The organism is Microtetraspora sp. NBRC 13810 (genome assembly GCF_030268685.1).
Classification (GTDB): domain Bacteria; phylum Actinomycetota; class Actinomycetes; order Streptosporangiales; family Streptosporangiaceae; genus BSRQ01.
The window spans coordinates 34,780-51,886 of sequence record NZ_BSRQ01000004.1 but is presented as its reverse complement, the minus strand read 5'-3'; the positions used below and the strand labels follow the sequence as shown (position 1 = coordinate 51,886).

Below are 17,107 nucleotides of genomic sequence, written 5' to 3'. Positions count from 1 at the left end.
GCTCACCAGCGGGCCGGGATCGCCTCGGGATGGCGGAAGGCCACGCCCGGCCGCCATGCCAGCTCCTCCACCGGCACGGCCAGCCGCAGCGCGGGCAGCCTGGCGGGCAGGCAGCGCAGCAAGGTCTCGAGCTGCAGCCGGGCCAGCCGGTTGCCCGGGCAGTGGTGCCTGCCATGGCCCAGCCCGAGATGCGCCGGAGTGCCGCGGCCGGGCAGGAACCGCTCCGGGGCGAACGCCTCGGGGGCGGCGAAGGCCCGCGGGTCGCGGTTGGCCGACTCCAGGGAGACCAGCACGCACTCCCCCGCCCCGATCGTCATCCCCCCGAGCTCGACGTCGCGGGTCGCCACCCGCTTGGCCCCGCCGGTCGACATCGGGGTGTACCGCAGCAGCTCCTCCACGGCCGCCGGGACCAGCGCGGGGTCCCGGCCGACGGCGGCCAGCACGCCGGGATGGCGCAGCAGCGTGACCAGCGCGTTGCCCAGGAAGCTCGCCGAGGTGCGGTATCCGGCGACCAGGAACAGGCTGGCCGCCTCGGCCAGCTCGCCCTCGGTCAGCCGCCCGCCCGGGCCGCGTGCCCGCGCCAGCGACCGCACCAGGTGGCAGCCCTGGCCGGCGACCATCTCCGGCAGGCGGCGCAGGAAGAAGCCGTAGATCTCGCCGACGGCGGCGTTCATCTCCCCGGCGTCGTGACCGGTGAAGGTGAGCACGATGTCGCACCAGGCGTCCAGCTCCCGCCGGTCCCCTTCGCCGTGCTCGCCCAGCAGCACCCGCCCGGCCGTCGCGAACGCCAGCGGCAGCGCCAGCCCGTCGTACAGGTCGGCGACCGGTCCCCCGCGGACCAGGCCGTCGATCAGCGCCCCGGCCGTCCGGTACGCCCACGGCCGGTGCCGGCGCATCGCCCGCGGCCCCAGCGCGTCGCGCATCACCCGGGTCAGGCCCCTGTCGCGCAGCGTGGCCAGCACGTCGCCGCGCGCGCCGTCGGTGCGCAGCAGGATCGGCTCCTGGCGCGGCGCCCCGGGGGCCATCGCGGCCGACAGGCTCATCCGCGGGTCGGCGAGGACGCGCCGCGCCACGTCGTACCTGCCGGCCAGCCAGACCCGGTCGCCGGTGACGGTGACGACGCGGCGGGCCGGGGCGGGATCGTCGCGGATCCGCCGGTAACGGGGGGAGATCTCACAAGACCAGTCCTGGAAGGGGAAGGGCGGCGGGGCCTCCTCGCTCATCGGCCCGCCTCGCCCGCGGCCGGGACCAGGCGCAGATCCCGGGCCGGGCGCGGCCCGGCGGGGACGGCTTCGGGGACGGCTTCGGGGACGGCGGGCCGGACGAGGGCGAACGCCTGCCCGGGTGAGACGTACAGGGCGCGGGAGGCGAACAGCAGGGAGATGGCCGGGATGACCTGGTGGTAGACGTTCACCGAGGTGGGCACGCCGAGGATGCCGGGGGTGTCGGTGCACAGCGGCATCTCCGCCACCAGGTAGTTCATCGCCTCCTCGACCTGGTGCGCGGCCGGCTCCGCGCCTTTCAGCCGGGTCCGCAGCGCGGCGGCGCCGGCGTGCCGGAACACCTCGCGCACGGCGGCGTCGCGGCGGACCGCCTCCTCCGCGTCCCGGCGCAGCGCCCGGTAGGTGGGGTGGTCGGTGAACTCCGACAGCAGGTGGACGCGCTGCTCGCGCGGTGGCACGCCGATCGCCTGCCAGGCCCGCTCGACGCGCCGCCGGGTGCGGGCCGACTCGGCGGCCGCCTTGCGCAGGGCGCGCTCGGGCGGCTCGCCCAGCGCCCGGTGGGTGTGCACCAGGGAGGCGTCGGGGATGATCGCGTCGACCCGGTCGAAGGCCGTGCCCGCCCAGCGCAGCAGGTGAGACAGCCGCTCCTCGCTGAAATAGCCGTTGCCCGGGCTCACCCCGACCAGGGCGTGCCCGCCCTCGGCGCAGATTCTGCGGCAGTTGTCGGTGTGCGGTTCGATCGTGAAGCCGGCCGGGAACCCTCTTCCGGCGATCTCGTACATGCTTCTCCAGTGATGCCGTGCCCGGGAGGCAGGCGCGCCAGGCAGTGAATGTCGCTCTATGCGTTCCCTTGGTGGCGCAGAGTTAACACCGCTAGGCGCGGCACGGGGAAGGGCGTGACCCGGTGTGGTGGGCCGCTAAGAGTGGTCGGCGGGCGTGTCCTCCGCGCGGCGGCGCTCGCGCCTGCCCCGGGCCAGTTCGGTGCCCAGGGCGTCGAGGCGCTGGGTCCAGAAGCCGCGGTAGCGGTCCAGCCACCGGTCGATCTCGCGCAGCGGCGCGGGGTCGACGGTGTAGAGGCGGCGGGTGCCCTCGGCGCGCACCTTGGTGAAACCGTGGTCGCGCAGCACCCGCAGATGCTGGGAGACGCCCGGCTGGGAGATGCCGAACTCCTCCTGGACGATGGCGCCGATCTCACCGGCCGCCCGCTCACCGTCGGAGAGCAGCTCCAGGATCCGCCGCCGGACCGGGTCGCCGAGAACATCGAACGCGTGCACGTCCACCAGTTTGGCAGCAGGATCCTTATATAAGTCAACTCTTAAGCCCGTGAGAATCGGCTGTCCTCCCGCCGTGGAGCAGGACGCCCGCGGCGGCGGCACAGACCGCGGCGGCGGTCAGCGGCGCCCAGGCGGTGCGATCTCCGGTGCCGGCGGGACCGGCGGTGACGAAGATCCCCATGATGGCGACCCCGAAGGTGGCCCCGGCCTGGCGGACGGCGTTCAGCAGCCCGCCGGCCGCGCCCGCGGCTCCTTCGGGGGCGGCGGCGACGACCATGGTGACCAGCGCGGGCAGGGCGAAGGAGACGCCGAACCCGGTGCACAGCAGCCCGGCGAGCAGGGCCGGGTAGGACGGCCCGGCGGCGATGGCCGCGCCGTACACCAGGCCGCCCGCGACCAGCAGGACCAGCCCGGCCGTCACCGGGAGCCGCGCTCCCCTGCGGGCGACGACGCGGCCGGTGAGCAGCGGGTTGACCGCGAAGGGCAGCGTCATCGGCAGGAAGGCCAGCCCGGTGTCCAGCGGGGTGAGCCGCAGATCCCGCTGGAAGACCAGTGGCAGCACGAACAGCACCCCGGTCATGGTGAAGTTGACCGCGGCGCCGGCCAGCAGCGCCGCGCGCATCCCCGGCGCCCGCACCGCCTCCCGAGGTATCACCGGCGCCGGGCCGCGCCGGTTCAGTGCCGCGAACAGCGCGCCGGCGGCGGTCGCGCCCGCCGCCGAGCAGCCGGCGTGCGCGGCGGCGCCGGAGCCGAGCGCGATGATCGCGTCGGTGGCCAGTCCCAGCACGGCGCACATGGCGAGCTGGGCGGCCCAGGCGACGCCGCGGTCGCCGCGCGGGCAGCGGACGGCGGGGCCGGCGGTCAGCGCCAGGGTCAGGACGGCGAGCGGGACGTTGATCAGGAAGATCGCCCGCCAGCCGGCCAGGCCGACGAGCAGGCCGCCGGCGATCGGCCCCGCGGCCAGCGCGGCCCCGCTGGTGGCCGCCCACACCGCGACCGCCCGGGCCCGCGCGGCGGGTTCGGGGTGCAGCCGGGCGATCATCGCCATCGAGGCGGGCACGCACGCCGCCGCGGCCACGCCCAGCAGCGCACGCAGCGCGACCAGCGTCCACAGGTCCGGTGCGAGGGCGCTGAGCAGCGACCCGAGGCCGAAGACGGCGATGCCGGCCCGGAAGACCCGGTGTGCCCCGTACCGGTCGGCGACCGCGCCGGCCGACAGGAGCAGCGCGCCGAAGGCGACGGTGTAGCCGGTGACGGCCCACTGCAACCCGGCCACGGGGGTGTCCAGCGAGCGGGCGAGGTCCGGTTCGGCCACCGACAGCACGGTGGTGTCCAGCAGGATCATGAAGTAACCCAGGGAGATGCCCGGCAGCGCGAGCACGGCCCGGCGAGAGGTGGCGGAAGACATGTGGCGGTACTCCGGTGGAGGCGGCCCTGCTGCTGGACGGCGACGGCGGCCTCGGCGAGCTGGGATTCCGCCCGCCGCCCGAGCCGCTGGCCTACGCCGACGTGGAGCCGGTGCCGCTGGCGCTGGTCGCCGCCCCCGGCCATCCGCTCGCCGCCGCGCCCCGCCTGGGTCCCGGGGATCTGCACGGCCGGCGGCTGCTGGTCAACGCGCCGGGCTGCTCCTTCCGGATGGCCGGGGAACGACTGTTCGGCCCGGGCGTCCGGCGTGTCGAGGCCGGCGGGGTGCCGGTGATGAGGGCGTGGGCCGAGCAGGGGCTGGGCGTCACCCTGCTGCCGGAGTTCGCCGTGGCCGGCCAGCTCGCCGCCGGGACGCTGGTCAGGCTGGCCCTGGACGTCCCGGCCCTCGTGCTGCGCCTGGTCTGGCGGGCCGACCGGGAGGAGTCGCCCGGCATGCGGGAGATCCTCTACGCCGCCGCAGCCGCCTGATCGCCGCTCCCGTGTGATGGCCGCCGGTCAGGAGTCGGCGAGGCCGTGGCGGTAGGCGTAGGTGACGGCCTGGGCGCGGTCCCGTACGCCGGTCTTGGCGAACAGGTTGTTGATGTGGGTCTTGACCGTCGCCTCGCCGATGAACAGGTCGGCGGAGATCTCGGCGTTGGAACGCCCCCGCGCGATGAGCCGCAGCACCTCCGCCTCCCGCCTGGTCAGCCCGTCGGGCAGCTCGGCGCGCGGCGGCGGCCCGGCCGGCGGGGACGGCGGCGGGGTCATCGTCTCCAGCAGGCGGCGCTGGACGGCGGGGTCGAGCTGGGCGTCGCCGCGCATCACGGTGGCGACGGCGCGGGAGATCTCCTCGGCGTCGGCGCTCTTGGTGAGGAAGCCCCTGGCGCCGGCCTGAAGCGCGGCGAAGACCGACTCGTCGTCGGAGTAGGTGGTCAGGACGACCACCTGGGTGCCCGGGTGGGCCGCCCGGATCCGGCGGGTGGCCTCGACGCCGTCCATCCGGGGCATGCGCAGGTCCATCAGCACCACGTCGGGCCGTTCCCGCTCCACCAGCCGCACGGCCGCCTCGCCGTCGCCCGCCGAGCCGACCACCTCGATGCCGGGCAGCAGCCCGAGCAGGAGCGTGAGCCCTTCGCGGACCACCGTCTGGTCGTCGACGACGACCACGCGTGCCGTCATCGGGACCGCCCGCTCTCCGCCACCGGCAGGCTCAGCCGTACCTGGAAGCCCTCCGACGCGGGGCCGGCCTCCAGGGTCCCGTTCAGCAGCGCCGCGCGTTCCCGCATGCCCATGAGCCCGTATCCCGTCCCGGGGTCGGCCGGGCCGCCTGCGGCGGGGTTGGTCACCGCGAGCTCGCAGGCGTCGTCGGTGAAGCCGAGCCGCACCTCGGCGGGTGCACCCGGGGCGTGCCTGCGGATGTTGGTGAGGGCCTCCTGGGCGGTGCGGATCATGGCGAGCTCGGCTTCGGGTGCGAGGCGGCGTTCGGTGCCGGTGACGGTGAGGGTGCAGGTCAGGCCGGTCGCATCGTGGAACTCCCCGGCCAGTTCGGCGAGCGCGGCGGGCAGCGGCACCCGGTCCTCGCGCAGGGCGGACACGGCCCGGCGGGCTTCCTCCAGGCCGGTCTTGGCGAGGTCTCTGGCCCGTTCGACCCTGGTGAGCGCCTCCTGCGCCCGGTCGCCGCGCAGCAGCAGCCGGGCGCCTTCCAGGTGCACGATCTGCGCCGAGAGGGAGTGAGCCAGGATGTCGTGGATCTCGCGGGCGATGCGGGCCCGTTCGGCGAGTACGGCTTCGCGTTCCTCGGCCATCCTGGTCGCCCTGCGCTGCTGGACGGCGTAGGAGGCGAGGAAGGCGACGCAGCTGCCGACCGCGACGCTGATCTCGGTGTCCCAGTCGTGGTCGGTCAGGCCGAGCGTCACCAGGCCGGCCAGGATGAGCGACTCCACCACCAGGGCGCGGGCCAGCGGATACCGGATGGGGGCGACCCAGGCGGCGACGACGAGGATGACGATGGCGGGGCTGTTCGGCGCGAGGGCGAGGAGGGCGATCGAGGCCAGGACGGTGATGGCGAGCCGGACCGGGATGCCCGCGACGGTCAGGGGCCGGCGGCGGGTTCCGGGCAGCGGGGCGGCGACCAGGGTCGCCGCGACGACCACGGACAGTCCGACGGGCAGCAGCCCGCTGCCCGGCGGGACGAGGCCGCTCTGTCCCACCTGCGCCGCCACGAACAGCGCGATCATCACGAGCCGCAGGGCGACCAGGGCACCGTGCTCCCCCACACTCCACCCTCCAAACCTGGTCACATCAGGACAATATCGACATAACAGGCTTGAGTGCGCCCAACGCGATCACACGGAGACCCGTACGGCACGGGCCGGCAGGGCGCGGGCCCGGCGGGCGACGAGCAGCGCCTGGGCCCCGATGGTCATGCCGACGAAGAGCAGGATGGAGGTGGGAGCGGTGACCAGGCCGAGAACGTGGGCCACCCCGAGCAGGGCCAGCCGGGTGAGGAACGACCCCGCCCAGCCCGCCAGCGTCCAGGCGGTGCCCTGCGACCACAGCACCCCGGCCTCGTCCCGCCAGATCCGGATCGTCGCCGCCCGCACCGCGCCGAAGCCCACCGCCGCCACGCACTCCACGGCCAGCAGCACCACGCTGAGCGCCACATGGGCCGGATCGATCACCCCACCGGAGGTCAGGCCGATCGCGATCATGGCCAGGGCGACGACGCGCATGCCCGGCGCGTTGACGGTGCGGACCCGCATCTGCCGGTAGAGGACGAAGACGACCGCGGCCAGGACCAGGACGATGTTCGTTGCTGTCATGACGCTGAACGCTAGAAGAGCGGGACCCGCGCGCGGATCGGCGCGGCGGTGGAGATCCCGGTCTCCACCCGTGGGTGGAGACGGCCCTCCCCCTCCCCTCCCCCTACGCCGGGCCGTCGGTCACGTCCCGTAGCGGCCGGCGAGTTCGGCGCCGATCCTGGCCAGCTCGTCCCGCACCGATCGCGGTTCCACCACCTCGATCAGCGCGCCCCAGCCGGCTAGGTTCCGGGCGAGGTCCAGCGGGGTCGGCGCGGCGAGGCGGACCCGGACCCGCCCGTCGCCGAGATCATCGCCGGTGTGGCAGTGCCGCCCGAACCGGTCGCGCAGCACCGGAACGAACCTGGCCGCCACGAGCACGGTCGCCCAGGTGCGCGAGCGCCGCTCCTCCACCTCGCCGACGACCTGCCGCCACGCGGCGGCGAGCGCGAAGTCGTCCGGGCGCTCCGCGGGCAGGTCGGTCGGCTCGGCCTCGGCGATCCTGTCGACCCGGAAGGTGCGCTGCCCGCGCCCGGTCCCGGCGATCAGGTACCAGACCTCGTCCTTGTCGACCAGGCCCCACGGGTCCACCAGCCGCTCGGTACGCTCCCGGGAGCGGCCGGTGTAGGTCAGGCGGACGCGCCGCCTGCGGATCACGGCCGACTGGAGCAGGTCCACCAGAGCGGGCCGGCCGCGGTCACGCTCGCCCCACCGGGTGGGGTCGATCACCGTCGCGCCGGCGGCGGCCTCGGCGTCGGCCCGGAAGGTCTGCGGCAGCGCCCGCAGCAGCTTGCGCAACGCCGCCCTGGCCGCGCCCGACACCCCCTCCGGCACCCCTTCGCCCGGCACCGCCTCGCCCGACAGGGCCGCGGCCGGGCCGAGGAGCAGGAACAACGCCTGCGCCTCGGTGGCCGACAGGCCGCTGAGGTCGGTGCGGGCGCCGCCGACGAGCGACCAGCCGCCGCCGCGTCCCGGCTGCGGATACACCGGTACGCCGGCCGCGGACAACGCCTCCAGGTCCCGGCGGGCGGTGGCCACGGACACCTCCAGCTCATCGGCCAGTTCGGCGGCGGTCACCCGGCCACGGGCCTGCATGAGCAGCAGGACGGCGATGAGACGGTCAGCGCGCATGCCCCCAGCTTCGCCCGGAAAGTGCGCAAAAGGTGAGCACTTTGGCGCGGAGGATGGTCTTTGTCACCACCCGGAGAAAGGGACCACCGATGTTGCGAGGACTCACCACCGTCACCCTCTACGCCGACGACCTCATGGCCGCCAGAGACTGGTACGCCGAACTGCTCGGCCTCGAGCCGTACTTCGTGCGCCCGATCGGCGGGACGCCCGCCTACGTCGAGTTCCGCATCGGCGACTACCAGCACGAACTCGGCATCATCGACAGCCGGTTCGCCGGGCGCGAGCGGCGCGAAGGGACCGCGGGGCCGGTGACCTACTGGCACGTGGACGACGTCGAGGGCGGCTTCGCGCGGCTGGTGGCCATGGGCGCCGCGGTGCGCGAGGAGCCGGTCGAGCACGGCCCCGGATTCGTCACCGCCTCCGTGACCGACCCCTTCGGGAACGTGCTCGGCGTCATGTACAACGAGCACTACCTGGAGATCCTCGGCTCGCGGGCCGGGGCGTGACGTGGCGCCCGTGCCCGGCGGCCCGCGCGAGGCCGGCACCGGCCGGGGTTACGGCGGGGGGCGGTGGAAGGCGGCGCGGTCGGGGGCCGGCAGCCATTGGCGTCTCGGGTCGTAGGGCCGGAAGTCGCCCTCGACGAAGCGGGTGAGCGCGGCCAGCACCGGGTGCCGGTTCTGCCGGTGGCGCAGCAGCGAACACGGGTACATGGGCGCGGGGTCCACGATCGGGATCTGGACGGTGCGCGGATGGCTGGGCAGGCGGCACCACTCGCCCGCGAGCCCGACGCGTTCGCCCGAGCCGATCTCCTCCACGAAATGCTCCCAGCCGAAGTTCGGGCCGGTGACGTCGATCCGGATGTCGAAGGCGGCGCCGAAGAGGTCCCAGAACTCGGCCCACTCGCTGCCGGCGACGTTGCCGGGCATCCACGCGGTCATCCCGGACAGCCGCGCCGCCTCCACCTGGGGCAGGCCGGCCAGCGGGTGGTCGCGCGCCACCAGCAGGTGCGCCTGTTCCAGGTAGGCCGGTACGGACACCAGGTCGTCCTCCAGCGTCCCGCTGACCCGGGCGAAGGCCGCGTCGATCGACCCGTGGGCGAGTGCGCCGCGCGCGGATCTGAGCCCGTCGGAAGTGATGATCTCGACCTCCATGTCCTCGACGGTCCGGTGGAAGGCCCGGACCACGTCGAGGGCCGCCAGCCGGGTGTCCAGCACGTCGACGCGCAGTGACCGGCGCCGCGCGTGCAGCATCTCCAGTGCCTGGTCGGCGATGCCGACGAGGGCGCGCGCGTGGTGCAGGAACGCCCCGCCGTCCCTGGTGAGCTCGGCCCCGGTGCGCGTACGGGAGAACAGCCGCACGCCGAGGTCGGACTCCAGCTTCGCGATCCGCTTGGAGACGGCCTGCTGGGTGATGCCCAGCGTGGCCGCGGCCTCGCTGAAGTAGCGGTCCTCGGTCACGGCGACGAAGGCCCGAACTGCGGCGAGGTCCAGGTCGGCCGGTTGCACCACCACTGGTTGTGGATGGTGGGCGTGTCGGTTGTTGGACAACCATGCCTGCTCTCGGGTCGAATGCTCGGGTTCGCGGCCGAGCCTACAACCAGGGGGCGTGGTTTCCGGTGGGATCCTTCGTGCATCTCCACGTGCACACCGAGTACAGCATGCTCGACGGGGCGGCCAAGGTCGGCCTGCTGATGGAGGAGGTGGCACGGCTGGGCATGCCGGCCGTGGCGATGAGCGACCACGGCAACGTGCACGGGGCGTACGAGTTCTACCGGACGGCGCGCAGGGCGGGGATCAAGCCGATCATCGGCATCGAGAGTTACCTCGCCCCCGCCTCGCGGCACCACCGCCGGCCGGTGTTCTACAGCGACAACCTCGCGTTGCGCCGGTCCGACGACGCCACCGGCGAGGGTGGTGACGTCTCCGGGCGCGGCCTGTACACGCACCTGACGATGTGGGCGGCCGACGCTCGGGGCCTGCGCAACCTCTTCCGCCTCCAGTCGCGGGCCTGGCTCGAAGGACATGTCCAGAAATATCCACGTATGGATGATGAACTGCTTGCCGAGCACGGCCAGGGGATCATCGCCACGACCGGCTGCCCGTCCGGGGAGGTGCAGACCAGGCTGCGGCTGGGCCAGTACGCCCAGGCCGTCGAGGCCGCCGCGCGCTACCGCGACATCTTCGGCAGGGACAACTACTTCCTGGAGCTGATGGACCACGGTCTCGCGATCGAACGCCGGGTCCGCGAGGAGCTGCTCAGGCTGGGCAGGGAACTCGGCCTGCCGCCGCTGGCCACCAACGACTCCCACTACGTCACCGAGAACCAGGCCGGGGCGCACGACGCGCTGCTGTGCGTCGGCACCGGCAGGCGGCTCGCCGACACCGACCGCTTCCGTTTCGGCGGCACCGGCTACTACATCAAGACCGCCGAGGAGATGCGCGCCCTGTGGGACGCCGAGGTCCCCGGCGCGTGCGACAACACGCTGCTGATCGCCGACCGGATCGGCGACTACGACGAGGTGTTCGCCCACCGGGACCTGACGCCGCGCTTCCCCGTCCCCGACGGCGAGAGCGAGTCGAGCTGGCTGCGCAAGGAGACCCTGGACGGCGCGCGCCGCCGCTACGGCGGCCACCCGCCCCAGGAGGTGCTGGACCGCATCGACTACGAGCTGTCGGTCATCGACGCCATGGGCTTTCCCGGCTACTTCCTGGTGGTCGCCGACATCTGCCGGTACGCCAGGGAGAACGGCATCGGCCTGGGCCCCGGCCGCGGCTCGGCCACCGGGTCGGTCGTCGCCTACCACACGGGGATCACCCAGCTCGACCCGATCGAGCACAAGCTCATCTTCGAACGCTTCCTCAACCCCGAACGCGTCACCATGCCCGACGTCGACCTCGACTTCGACGACCGGCGGCGCGACGAGATGATCGACTACGTCACCCGCAGGTACGGCGAGGACCGGGTCTGCCAGATCGTCACGTTCGGCACCATCAAGGCCAAGGCCGCCGTCAAGGACTCCTGCCGGGTGCTCGGCCTGCCGTACGCGCTCGGAGACCGCATCACCAAGGCGTTCCCCGCGGCGGCGGGCGGCAGGGAGATCCCGCTCGCCGCCATCCACGACACCGGCCACCCACGGCACGGTGAGGCGGCCGAGCTGCGCCAGATGTACGGGCAGGACCCCGACGTCAAACGGGTGATCGACACCGCGGCGGGCATCGAGGGGCTGACCCGCGGCACCGGCGTGCACGCCGCGGGCGTGATCCTGTCCAGGGAACCGCTGATCGACGTGATCCCGCTGGTCAAGCCCAAGGCCGCCGGGCCGGTCATCACCGGCTTCCCGTTCACCCAGGCCGAGGACATGGGCCTGCTGAAGATGGACTTCCTCGGCCTGCGCAACCTCACCGTCATCGGCGACGCCATCGCGGGCGTCCGCGCCAACAAGGGGATCGACATCGACATCCTCGACGTGCCGCTGGACGACGCCACCACGTACGAGCTGCTGGCGCGCGGCGACACGCTCGGGGTGTTCCAGCTCGACGGCGGCGGCATGCGGGTGCTGTTGCGGCTCATGCAGCCCACCACGTTCACCGACATCGCCGCGGTGAACGCGCTGTACCGGCCCGGCCCGATGGAGATGAACGCGCACACCAACTACGCGCTGCGCAAGACGGGCAGGCAGCCGGTCGAGCCGATCCACCCCGAGCTCGCCGAGGCCCTGGAACCCATCCTCGGCGACACCTACCACCTGGTCGTCTTCCAGGAGCAGGTCATGGCCATCGCCCAGCAGCTCGCCGGGTACTCCCTCGGCGCCGCCGACATGCTGCGCCGGGCCATGGGCAAGAAGAAGAAGGAAGTCCTGGACGCCGAATGGGACAGGTTCTCGGCGGGCATGCGTGGCCGCGGCTTCTCCGAGGAGGCCGTCAAGGCGGTCTGGGACGTCCTGGTCCCCTTCAGCGGCTACGGCTTCAACAAGTCGCACACCGCCGGATACGGGCTGGTCTCCTACTGGACCGCCTACCTCAAGGCCAACCACCCCCACGAGTACCTCGCCGCCCTGCTCACCTCCGTCGGCGACGACAAGGACAAGATGGCCGTCTACCTGGCCGACTGCCGGCGCCTGGGCATCAGGGTGCTGCCCCCCGACGTCAACGCCAGCCGGCTGGACTTCGCCGCCGTCGGGTCCGACATCCGCTTCGGCCTGGGCGCGGTGCGCAACGTGGGAGCAGGTGTCGTCGAGGCGATCGTCGCCACCCGGGAGGCCCGCGGCCGGTACACCGACTTCGACGACTTCCTGGCCAAGGTCCCGTCCGTGGTGTGCAACAAGCGGGTCATCGAGTCCCTGGCGAAGGCCGGCGCCTTCGACAGCCTGGGACACCACAGGAAAGCCCTGGTCGCGGTGCACGAAGCCGCCGTGGACGCGGTCATCGACGTCAAACGCAACGAGGCCCACGGCCAGGACTCGCTGTTCGGCGAACCCGGCCGGACCGGCGCGTTCTCGGTCGTGGTCCCCGAAGGCGAGTGGGACAAGGCCACCCTGCTCGCCTTCGAACGCGAGATGCTCGGCCTGTACGTCTCCAGCCACCCGCTCGACGGCGCCGGCCGCGTCCTGGACGCCGGCCGCGACACCACCATCGCCGCCCTGCTGGCCTCCGGACGCCGGGACGGGCCGGCCCGGATCAGCGCCTCGCCTCCTTCGCCGTGCACGGGTCCGCGCAGCCGGAGACCGTGGTCCAGCTCGCGTGGTATCTGCTCGGCTGGATCCGGGCGCGGGCTGCGCGGCAGCCGGACGAGAACGCGCTGGCCGCCGAGGCCGAGGCCTGGTACCGCGGCGAGCTGTGAAGGACCGGGAGACCGGAATGAGGGTGCCGCCCGGGAGGTTGTCCGATGTCAGTGACGATCAAACTGAGGAGAGCCTTTTCATGCGTGCTGTGCGGATCGATCGGTTCGGCGGGCCCGAGGTGCTGCGGATCGAGGAGGTCCCCGACGCCGAGCCGCGGGACGGTGAGGTGCTCATCCAGGTGATCGCCACCGGTGTCAACCCGGTGGACGACAAGACCCGGGCGGGCGCGATCGGCGAGGGGACGCCGCCGCTGCCGATGACCCTGGGATGGGAGCTGGCGGGCGTGGTGCTGGACGGCGGCGGCACCGGCCGCAGGCCCGGGGAGCGGGTCGTCGCGATGTCGCACCAGCTCGGCACCCGCCGGGGAACGTGGGCGGACCGGGTGGCGATCCCCGCTGGCTCGGTCGCCTCCGCGCCGGCGACGGTGAGCCTGGCCGAGGCGGCCACCCTGCCGCTGCCCGGCTCGACCGCCCTGCAGACGCTGGACTGGCTCGCCGTGTCGGCCGGGACCCGGCTGCTCGTCGCCGGTGCCGCCGGCGCGGTCGGCGGCCTGGCCCTGCAACTCGCCAAGGCCCGGGGAGCGCAGGTGGACGCGCTGGTCTCGCGTGACTCCCACCTCGCCTTCGCCCGCGACCACGGCGCCGGTTTCGCCACCACCGACCCGGCCGCGCTGCCGGACCGCGGCTACGACGCGGTGTTCGACACCTTCGGAGCCTTCGTCACCGACGCCGTCGCCGACGGCGGCCGGTACGCCTCGATCGCCACCCAGGCGGGCCCGGTCCCCGACCTGTCGGCCAGGCAGGTGGCGACCACGATCCACCAGGTCCGCGAGGACGGCGCCGGCCTGGCCGAACTGACCGCGCTGGTCGACCGGGGCGCTCTTCGGCCGCGGGTGGACTCCACCTTCGGCCTGCACGAGATCCGCGCCGCGCACGAGCGCTTCGCCCGGGGCGCCCTGAACGGCAAGGTTGTGGTGATTTTCTGACCGGTGGTGACACCTTTTCCGTCGTCCGGTCGTCCCAATCTGGAAGGGCGGGACGACGGACTTCGGGGGGATCATGAGCGTCGTGGAGATCGAGGCGGCACGGGTCGCCGCCGCCGTGGCGGGTGACGAGGGCGCGTTCGGGGAGCTCGTCGAGCGGCACCGGCGGGAGGTGCGGGTGCACTGCTACCGGATGCTCGGCTCCTTCGAGGAGTCGGAGGACCTGGCGCAGGAGACGTTCCTGCGGGCCTGGCGCGCCCGCGAGACCTTCCAGGGGCGGTCCACCTTCCGCGCGTGGCTCTACCGGATCGCCACGAACGCCTGCCTCGACTTCCTCGAACGGCAGCCACGCCGCCCGCTACCCGCGGAGACGGTCGCCGACGCGGCCCAGGACGAGGTCCACTGGCTCCAGCCCTACCCGGACCGGCTGCTGGAACCGGACGCGGGCACCGAGCCGGACGCCGCCGCGGTGAGCAGGGAGACCATCGAGCTGGCGTTCCTCACCGCCCTGCAACACCTGCCGCCCAGGCAGCGGGCCGTGCTGATCCTGCGCGACGTGCTCGGCTGGCCCGCCAGGGAGACCGCCGACCAGCTCGGCGCCAGCGTCGACTCGGTCAAGAGCGCCCTGAAACGGGCCCGTTCGACTTTGCGGGCCCACCTGCCGGAACGGCGGGTCGACTGGGCGCCGCCCGCGGCTCCCACCAGCGGGGAGCGGGAACTGCTGCGGCGTTTCATGGCCGCCCACGACAAGGCCGACCCCGCCGCCCTCGCCGAACTGCTCAGCGAGGACGTGCGGATGACGATGCCCCCGTTGCCGCACCGGTTCACCGGCCGTGCCGCCGTCGAGGCGTTCGCCGCGCACGCGTTCGGACCCGCTTCGCCGTTGCACGGGGCGCGGTGGCGGAGCGTGCCCACCCGGGCGAACCGGCAGCCGGCGGTGGCGGGGTACGTCCGGCTGCCGGGCGGGGCCGAATACCGCGCCCAGGTGCTCAACGTGCTGTCGATCGAGGCCGGGCTGATCACCGGGATCACCGTCTTCGAGCCGCGCCTGCTGGCCGCCTTCGACCTGCCGCCGGTGCTGCCCCCGCCCCCGTCCGGCTGAGCCGACGGCGCGGGACCGGGCCGCGACCCCTTTCCCGCCGCTCTCCCGTCTCAACAGGGGACAGAGCACCGTTGAGGAGAAGGACCCATGACGATCGACGACGATGTGATGACGCTGCCGCAGGGTGACGTCCGGCTGCTGGGCAGTGACGTGGCGCAACGCCTGCTGGTGTCGAAGGAACTCGCCCGGATGGCTTACGTGGCGGCCGACGGCACGCCGCGGGTGTTCCCGATGTTGTTCCACTGGACCGGCACCGAGGTCGTCTTCGGGACGTTCCCCGGCACGAGGAAGATCGCCGCGTTGCGGGCCAGGCCCGACGTCGCCCTCACCATCGACGCCGCCTCGACGCCGCCGGAGATGCTCCTCATCCGCGGCCGGGCGTCGGTCACCGATGTCGAGGGGGTCGTGCCGGAGTACGCGCTGGCCCAGTACCGGTATGCCGGGGCCGAACAGGGCGCCGCCAACGTGGCCGCCGTGGACCATCCCGGCACGAGGATGGTCCGCATCGCCGTCCGGCCTGCCTGGGTGGGCGTGCTCGACTTCCGGACCCGCATGCCCGGCGACGCCAGCCGCGAGGACTTCGAGCGCCGGGGCCGGCTGTGACGCCGGACGCAGCGGGCACCTTCGTGCTCGTCCCCGGCGCCGCGGCCGACTCGTGGTACTGGGGCCCGCTGGCCGCCGAGCTGCGCGCACGCGGCCACGACGTGATCACGCCCGACCTGCCCTGCGACGACGACTCGGCCGGGCTGCGCGAGTACGCGGACGCGGTCGTGGACGCCGTCGTGGACGCCGTCGGCGGTCGTACCGGGCTGGTCGTGGTGGCCCACTCCTTCGGCGGGTTCACCGCTCCGCTGGTGTGTGAGCGGGTGCCCGCCGGGCGTCTCGTGCTGCTGTCGGCGATGGTCCCGGCGCCGGGTGAGACGCCGGGCGAGTGGTGGGGCGCCACCGGCTGGGAGCAGGCCAGGCGCGAACAGGACGAACGCGACGGCAGGGCGCCCGGCGACGACACCGCCCTGTTCTTCCACGACGTGCCGCCGGAGCTCGCCGCCCAGGCGGTGAGCAGGGCCCGTGCCCAGTCGGCCACCCCTTTCGCCGAGCCGTGGCCGCTCGCCGCCTGGCCCGCGGTGCCCACGACGTACCTGTTGTGCCGCGATGACCGGTTCCTCCCGGCCGGTTTCGTGCGCCGCCTCGTCGGGGAACGGCTGGGCCTGGTCCCCGACGAGATCGACGGCGGGCACAACGTCGCCCTCAGCAGGCCGGGGGAACTCGCCGACCGGCTGGCCGCGTACGGTGGGCCGGGGTCACCGCGCGCCGCCCGGTGACCGGGCGAGGATCTTCGCCTCGCCGAACACCCACGGGTCGGCCTCGCACTCGGCGATGAAGTCGCCGGGGTATCCCACCTTGAAGTCCGCCGCCGCCGAGAGCCGGCGCACCGCCTCCTCCGGCAGGACGACGCCGGCCGCGCCCAGGTTCTCCACGAGCTGCTCGACGCCGCTCGCGCCGATGATCGGGTGCACGGCGGTGGACCTCGCCCACGTCCAGGCGATCGCCACCTGGGCGGCGGTGACGCCCAGGTCGCCCGCCACCTCCCGCACGGCGCGCGCGACCGTGTGATCCCTGGAGGTGAGGGAACCGGGGTCCACCCTGGTGACCGGGCCCGTGCCGCCCTGGCCGCTGTCGCCCTGGCCGGTGTACCGCCCGGACAGCACGCCGCGGGCGAGCGTCCCCCACGCGGCCACGCTCAGCCCGAGCGCCTCGGCCATCGGCAGCAGCTCACGCTCGATGTCGCGCCGGAGCAGGCTGTAGGGCACCTGCACGCCCGCGAACGGCGTCCAGCCGTGCCATTCCGCCACGATGTCGGCGCGGCCGACCAGCCAGGCCGGAGCGTTGGAGATGCCCACGTAGAGGATCTTCCCGGCGCGCACGGCGTCGTCCAGCGCCCGCAGCGTCTCCTCCACCGGGGTGTGCCGGTCCCACATGTGCACCCAGTACAGGTCGATGTAGTCGGTACGCAGCCGGCGCAGGCTCGCCTCCAGGGACAGGGCGAGGTTCTTGCGGTGGTTGCCGGCGGCGTTGGGGTCGTCGCGGTCGCGGGAGAGCGTGTACTTGGTGGAGACGACGAGGCGGTCACGGCGGCCGGCGAGGATCTCGCCGAGGATCGCCTCGCTCTCGCCGTACGCCGAGGCGGTGTCCACGACGTTGCCTCCGGCGTCGGCGTACGCGTCGATCATGGCGCGGTACTCCTGCGTCCGGGAGCGGTCGTGGAAGGTCATCGCGCCGAAGAACAGCTCGGACACCCGCAGTCCCGTCCGGCCCAGCAGTCGGTAACGCAAAGAAGGTCCTTTCCAGATGT

Annotated in this window: 17 protein-coding genes; 7 read left to right on the top strand and 10 right to left on the bottom strand. The window is 73.6% G+C overall.

The features are described 5' to 3' along the window. Positions 1-2: 2 nt before the first annotated feature. From QSK26_RS09845 to QSK26_RS09830, 4 genes are all read right to left on the bottom strand, one after another. Positions 3-1,223, bottom strand: coding sequence for a cytochrome P450 (locus QSK26_RS09845; protein WP_285774728.1), 1,221 nt, complete (start codon positions 1,221-1,223; stop codon positions 3-5). Then, positions 1,220-2,005 (bottom strand): tRNA-dependent cyclodipeptide synthase, encoded by a 786-nt coding sequence (locus QSK26_RS09840; RefSeq protein WP_285774727.1) that lies wholly within the window; start codon positions 2,003-2,005, stop codon positions 1,220-1,222. The genes QSK26_RS09845 and QSK26_RS09840 overlap by 4 nt, the downstream gene beginning before the upstream one ends. A gap of 135 nt (positions 2,006-2,140) precedes the next feature. After that, on the bottom strand, positions 2,141-2,497 hold the full coding sequence (locus QSK26_RS09835; protein WP_285774726.1) for an ArsR/SmtB family transcription factor: 357 nt from the start codon (positions 2,495-2,497) through the stop codon (positions 2,141-2,143). Between the two features lie 34 nt (positions 2,498-2,531). Then, complete coding sequence (locus tag QSK26_RS09830; protein WP_285774725.1) at positions 2,532-3,905, bottom strand: MFS transporter; 1,374 nt, start codon at positions 3,903-3,905, stop codon at positions 2,532-2,534. Between the two features lie 14 nt (positions 3,906-3,919). Here QSK26_RS09830 and QSK26_RS09825 point away from each other — a divergent pair, with 14 nt between their 5' ends. Further along, positions 3,920-4,390, top strand: coding sequence for a LysR family transcriptional regulator substrate-binding protein (locus QSK26_RS09825; RefSeq protein ID WP_285774724.1), 471 nt, complete (start codon positions 3,920-3,922; stop codon positions 4,388-4,390). Positions 4,391-4,417: 27 nt separating this feature from the next. Here the strand turns inward: QSK26_RS09825 and QSK26_RS09820 are convergent, their stop codons facing one another. The 4 genes from QSK26_RS09820 to QSK26_RS09805 all read right to left on the bottom strand — a co-directional run bounded on the left by QSK26_RS09820 (position 4,418) and on the right by QSK26_RS09805 (position 7,830). Further along, entirely contained in the window at positions 4,418-5,080 is a 663-nt protein-coding gene (locus QSK26_RS09820) for a response regulator transcription factor (protein WP_285774723.1), read from the bottom strand. Next, complete coding sequence (locus QSK26_RS09815; RefSeq protein WP_285774722.1) at positions 5,077-6,177, bottom strand: sensor histidine kinase; 1,101 nt, start codon at positions 6,175-6,177, stop codon at positions 5,077-5,079. Before QSK26_RS09815 ends, QSK26_RS09820 begins: the two co-directional genes overlap by 4 nt. A gap of 69 nt (positions 6,178-6,246) precedes the next feature. Then, positions 6,247-6,723, bottom strand: coding sequence for a hypothetical protein (locus tag QSK26_RS09810; protein WP_285774721.1), 477 nt, complete (start codon positions 6,721-6,723; stop codon positions 6,247-6,249). A 120-nt stretch (positions 6,724-6,843) separates the two neighbouring features. Continuing rightward, a complete protein-coding gene (locus QSK26_RS09805) occupies positions 6,844-7,830 on the bottom strand; it encodes a helix-turn-helix transcriptional regulator (RefSeq protein ID WP_285774720.1) in 987 nt (328 codons plus the stop codon). An 89-nt stretch (positions 7,831-7,919) separates the two neighbouring features. Between QSK26_RS09805 and QSK26_RS09800 the strand changes: the two genes are divergently transcribed. Further along, on the top strand, positions 7,920-8,336 hold the full coding sequence (locus QSK26_RS09800) for a VOC family protein (RefSeq protein WP_285774719.1): 417 nt from the start codon (positions 7,920-7,922) through the stop codon (positions 8,334-8,336). A 48-nt stretch (positions 8,337-8,384) separates the two neighbouring features. On the opposite strand, the gene QSK26_RS09795 is transcribed toward QSK26_RS09800, so the two are convergent. Then, positions 8,385-9,341, bottom strand: coding sequence for a LysR family transcriptional regulator (locus QSK26_RS09795; RefSeq protein ID WP_285774718.1), 957 nt, complete (start codon positions 9,339-9,341; stop codon positions 8,385-8,387). Positions 9,342-9,487: 146 nt separating this feature from the next. Here QSK26_RS09795 and dnaE point away from each other — a divergent pair, with 146 nt between their 5' ends. The 5 genes from dnaE to QSK26_RS09770 all read left to right on the top strand — a co-directional run bounded on the left by dnaE (position 9,488) and on the right by QSK26_RS09770 (position 16,076). After that, positions 9,488-12,724, top strand: a complete 3,237-nt coding sequence (gene dnaE / locus QSK26_RS09790) for a DNA polymerase III subunit alpha (protein WP_502888692.1) — start codon at positions 9,488-9,490, stop codon at positions 12,722-12,724. A gap of 25 nt (positions 12,725-12,749) precedes the next feature. Further along, positions 12,750-13,655 (top strand): NADP-dependent oxidoreductase, encoded by a 906-nt coding sequence (locus tag QSK26_RS09785; protein ID WP_285774716.1) that lies wholly within the window; start codon positions 12,750-12,752, stop codon positions 13,653-13,655. Between the two features lie 73 nt (positions 13,656-13,728). Then, positions 13,729-14,754 (top strand): RNA polymerase subunit sigma-70, encoded by a 1,026-nt coding sequence (locus QSK26_RS09780; protein WP_285774715.1) that lies wholly within the window; start codon positions 13,729-13,731, stop codon positions 14,752-14,754. An 87-nt stretch (positions 14,755-14,841) separates the two neighbouring features. Next, positions 14,842-15,357, top strand: a complete 516-nt coding sequence (locus tag QSK26_RS09775; protein ID WP_285774714.1) for a pyridoxamine 5'-phosphate oxidase family protein — start codon at positions 14,842-14,844, stop codon at positions 15,355-15,357. After that, on the top strand, positions 15,354-16,076 hold the full coding sequence (locus QSK26_RS09770) for an alpha/beta hydrolase (protein WP_285774713.1): 723 nt from the start codon (positions 15,354-15,356) through the stop codon (positions 16,074-16,076). The genes QSK26_RS09775 and QSK26_RS09770 overlap by 4 nt, the downstream gene beginning before the upstream one ends. On the opposite strand, the gene QSK26_RS09765 is transcribed toward QSK26_RS09770, so the two are convergent. Continuing rightward, positions 16,056-17,087, bottom strand: a complete 1,032-nt coding sequence (locus QSK26_RS09765) for an aldo/keto reductase (RefSeq protein WP_285774712.1) — start codon at positions 17,085-17,087, stop codon at positions 16,056-16,058. The genes QSK26_RS09770 and QSK26_RS09765 overlap by 21 nt on opposite strands. Between the last annotated feature and the right edge of the window lie 20 nt (positions 17,088-17,107).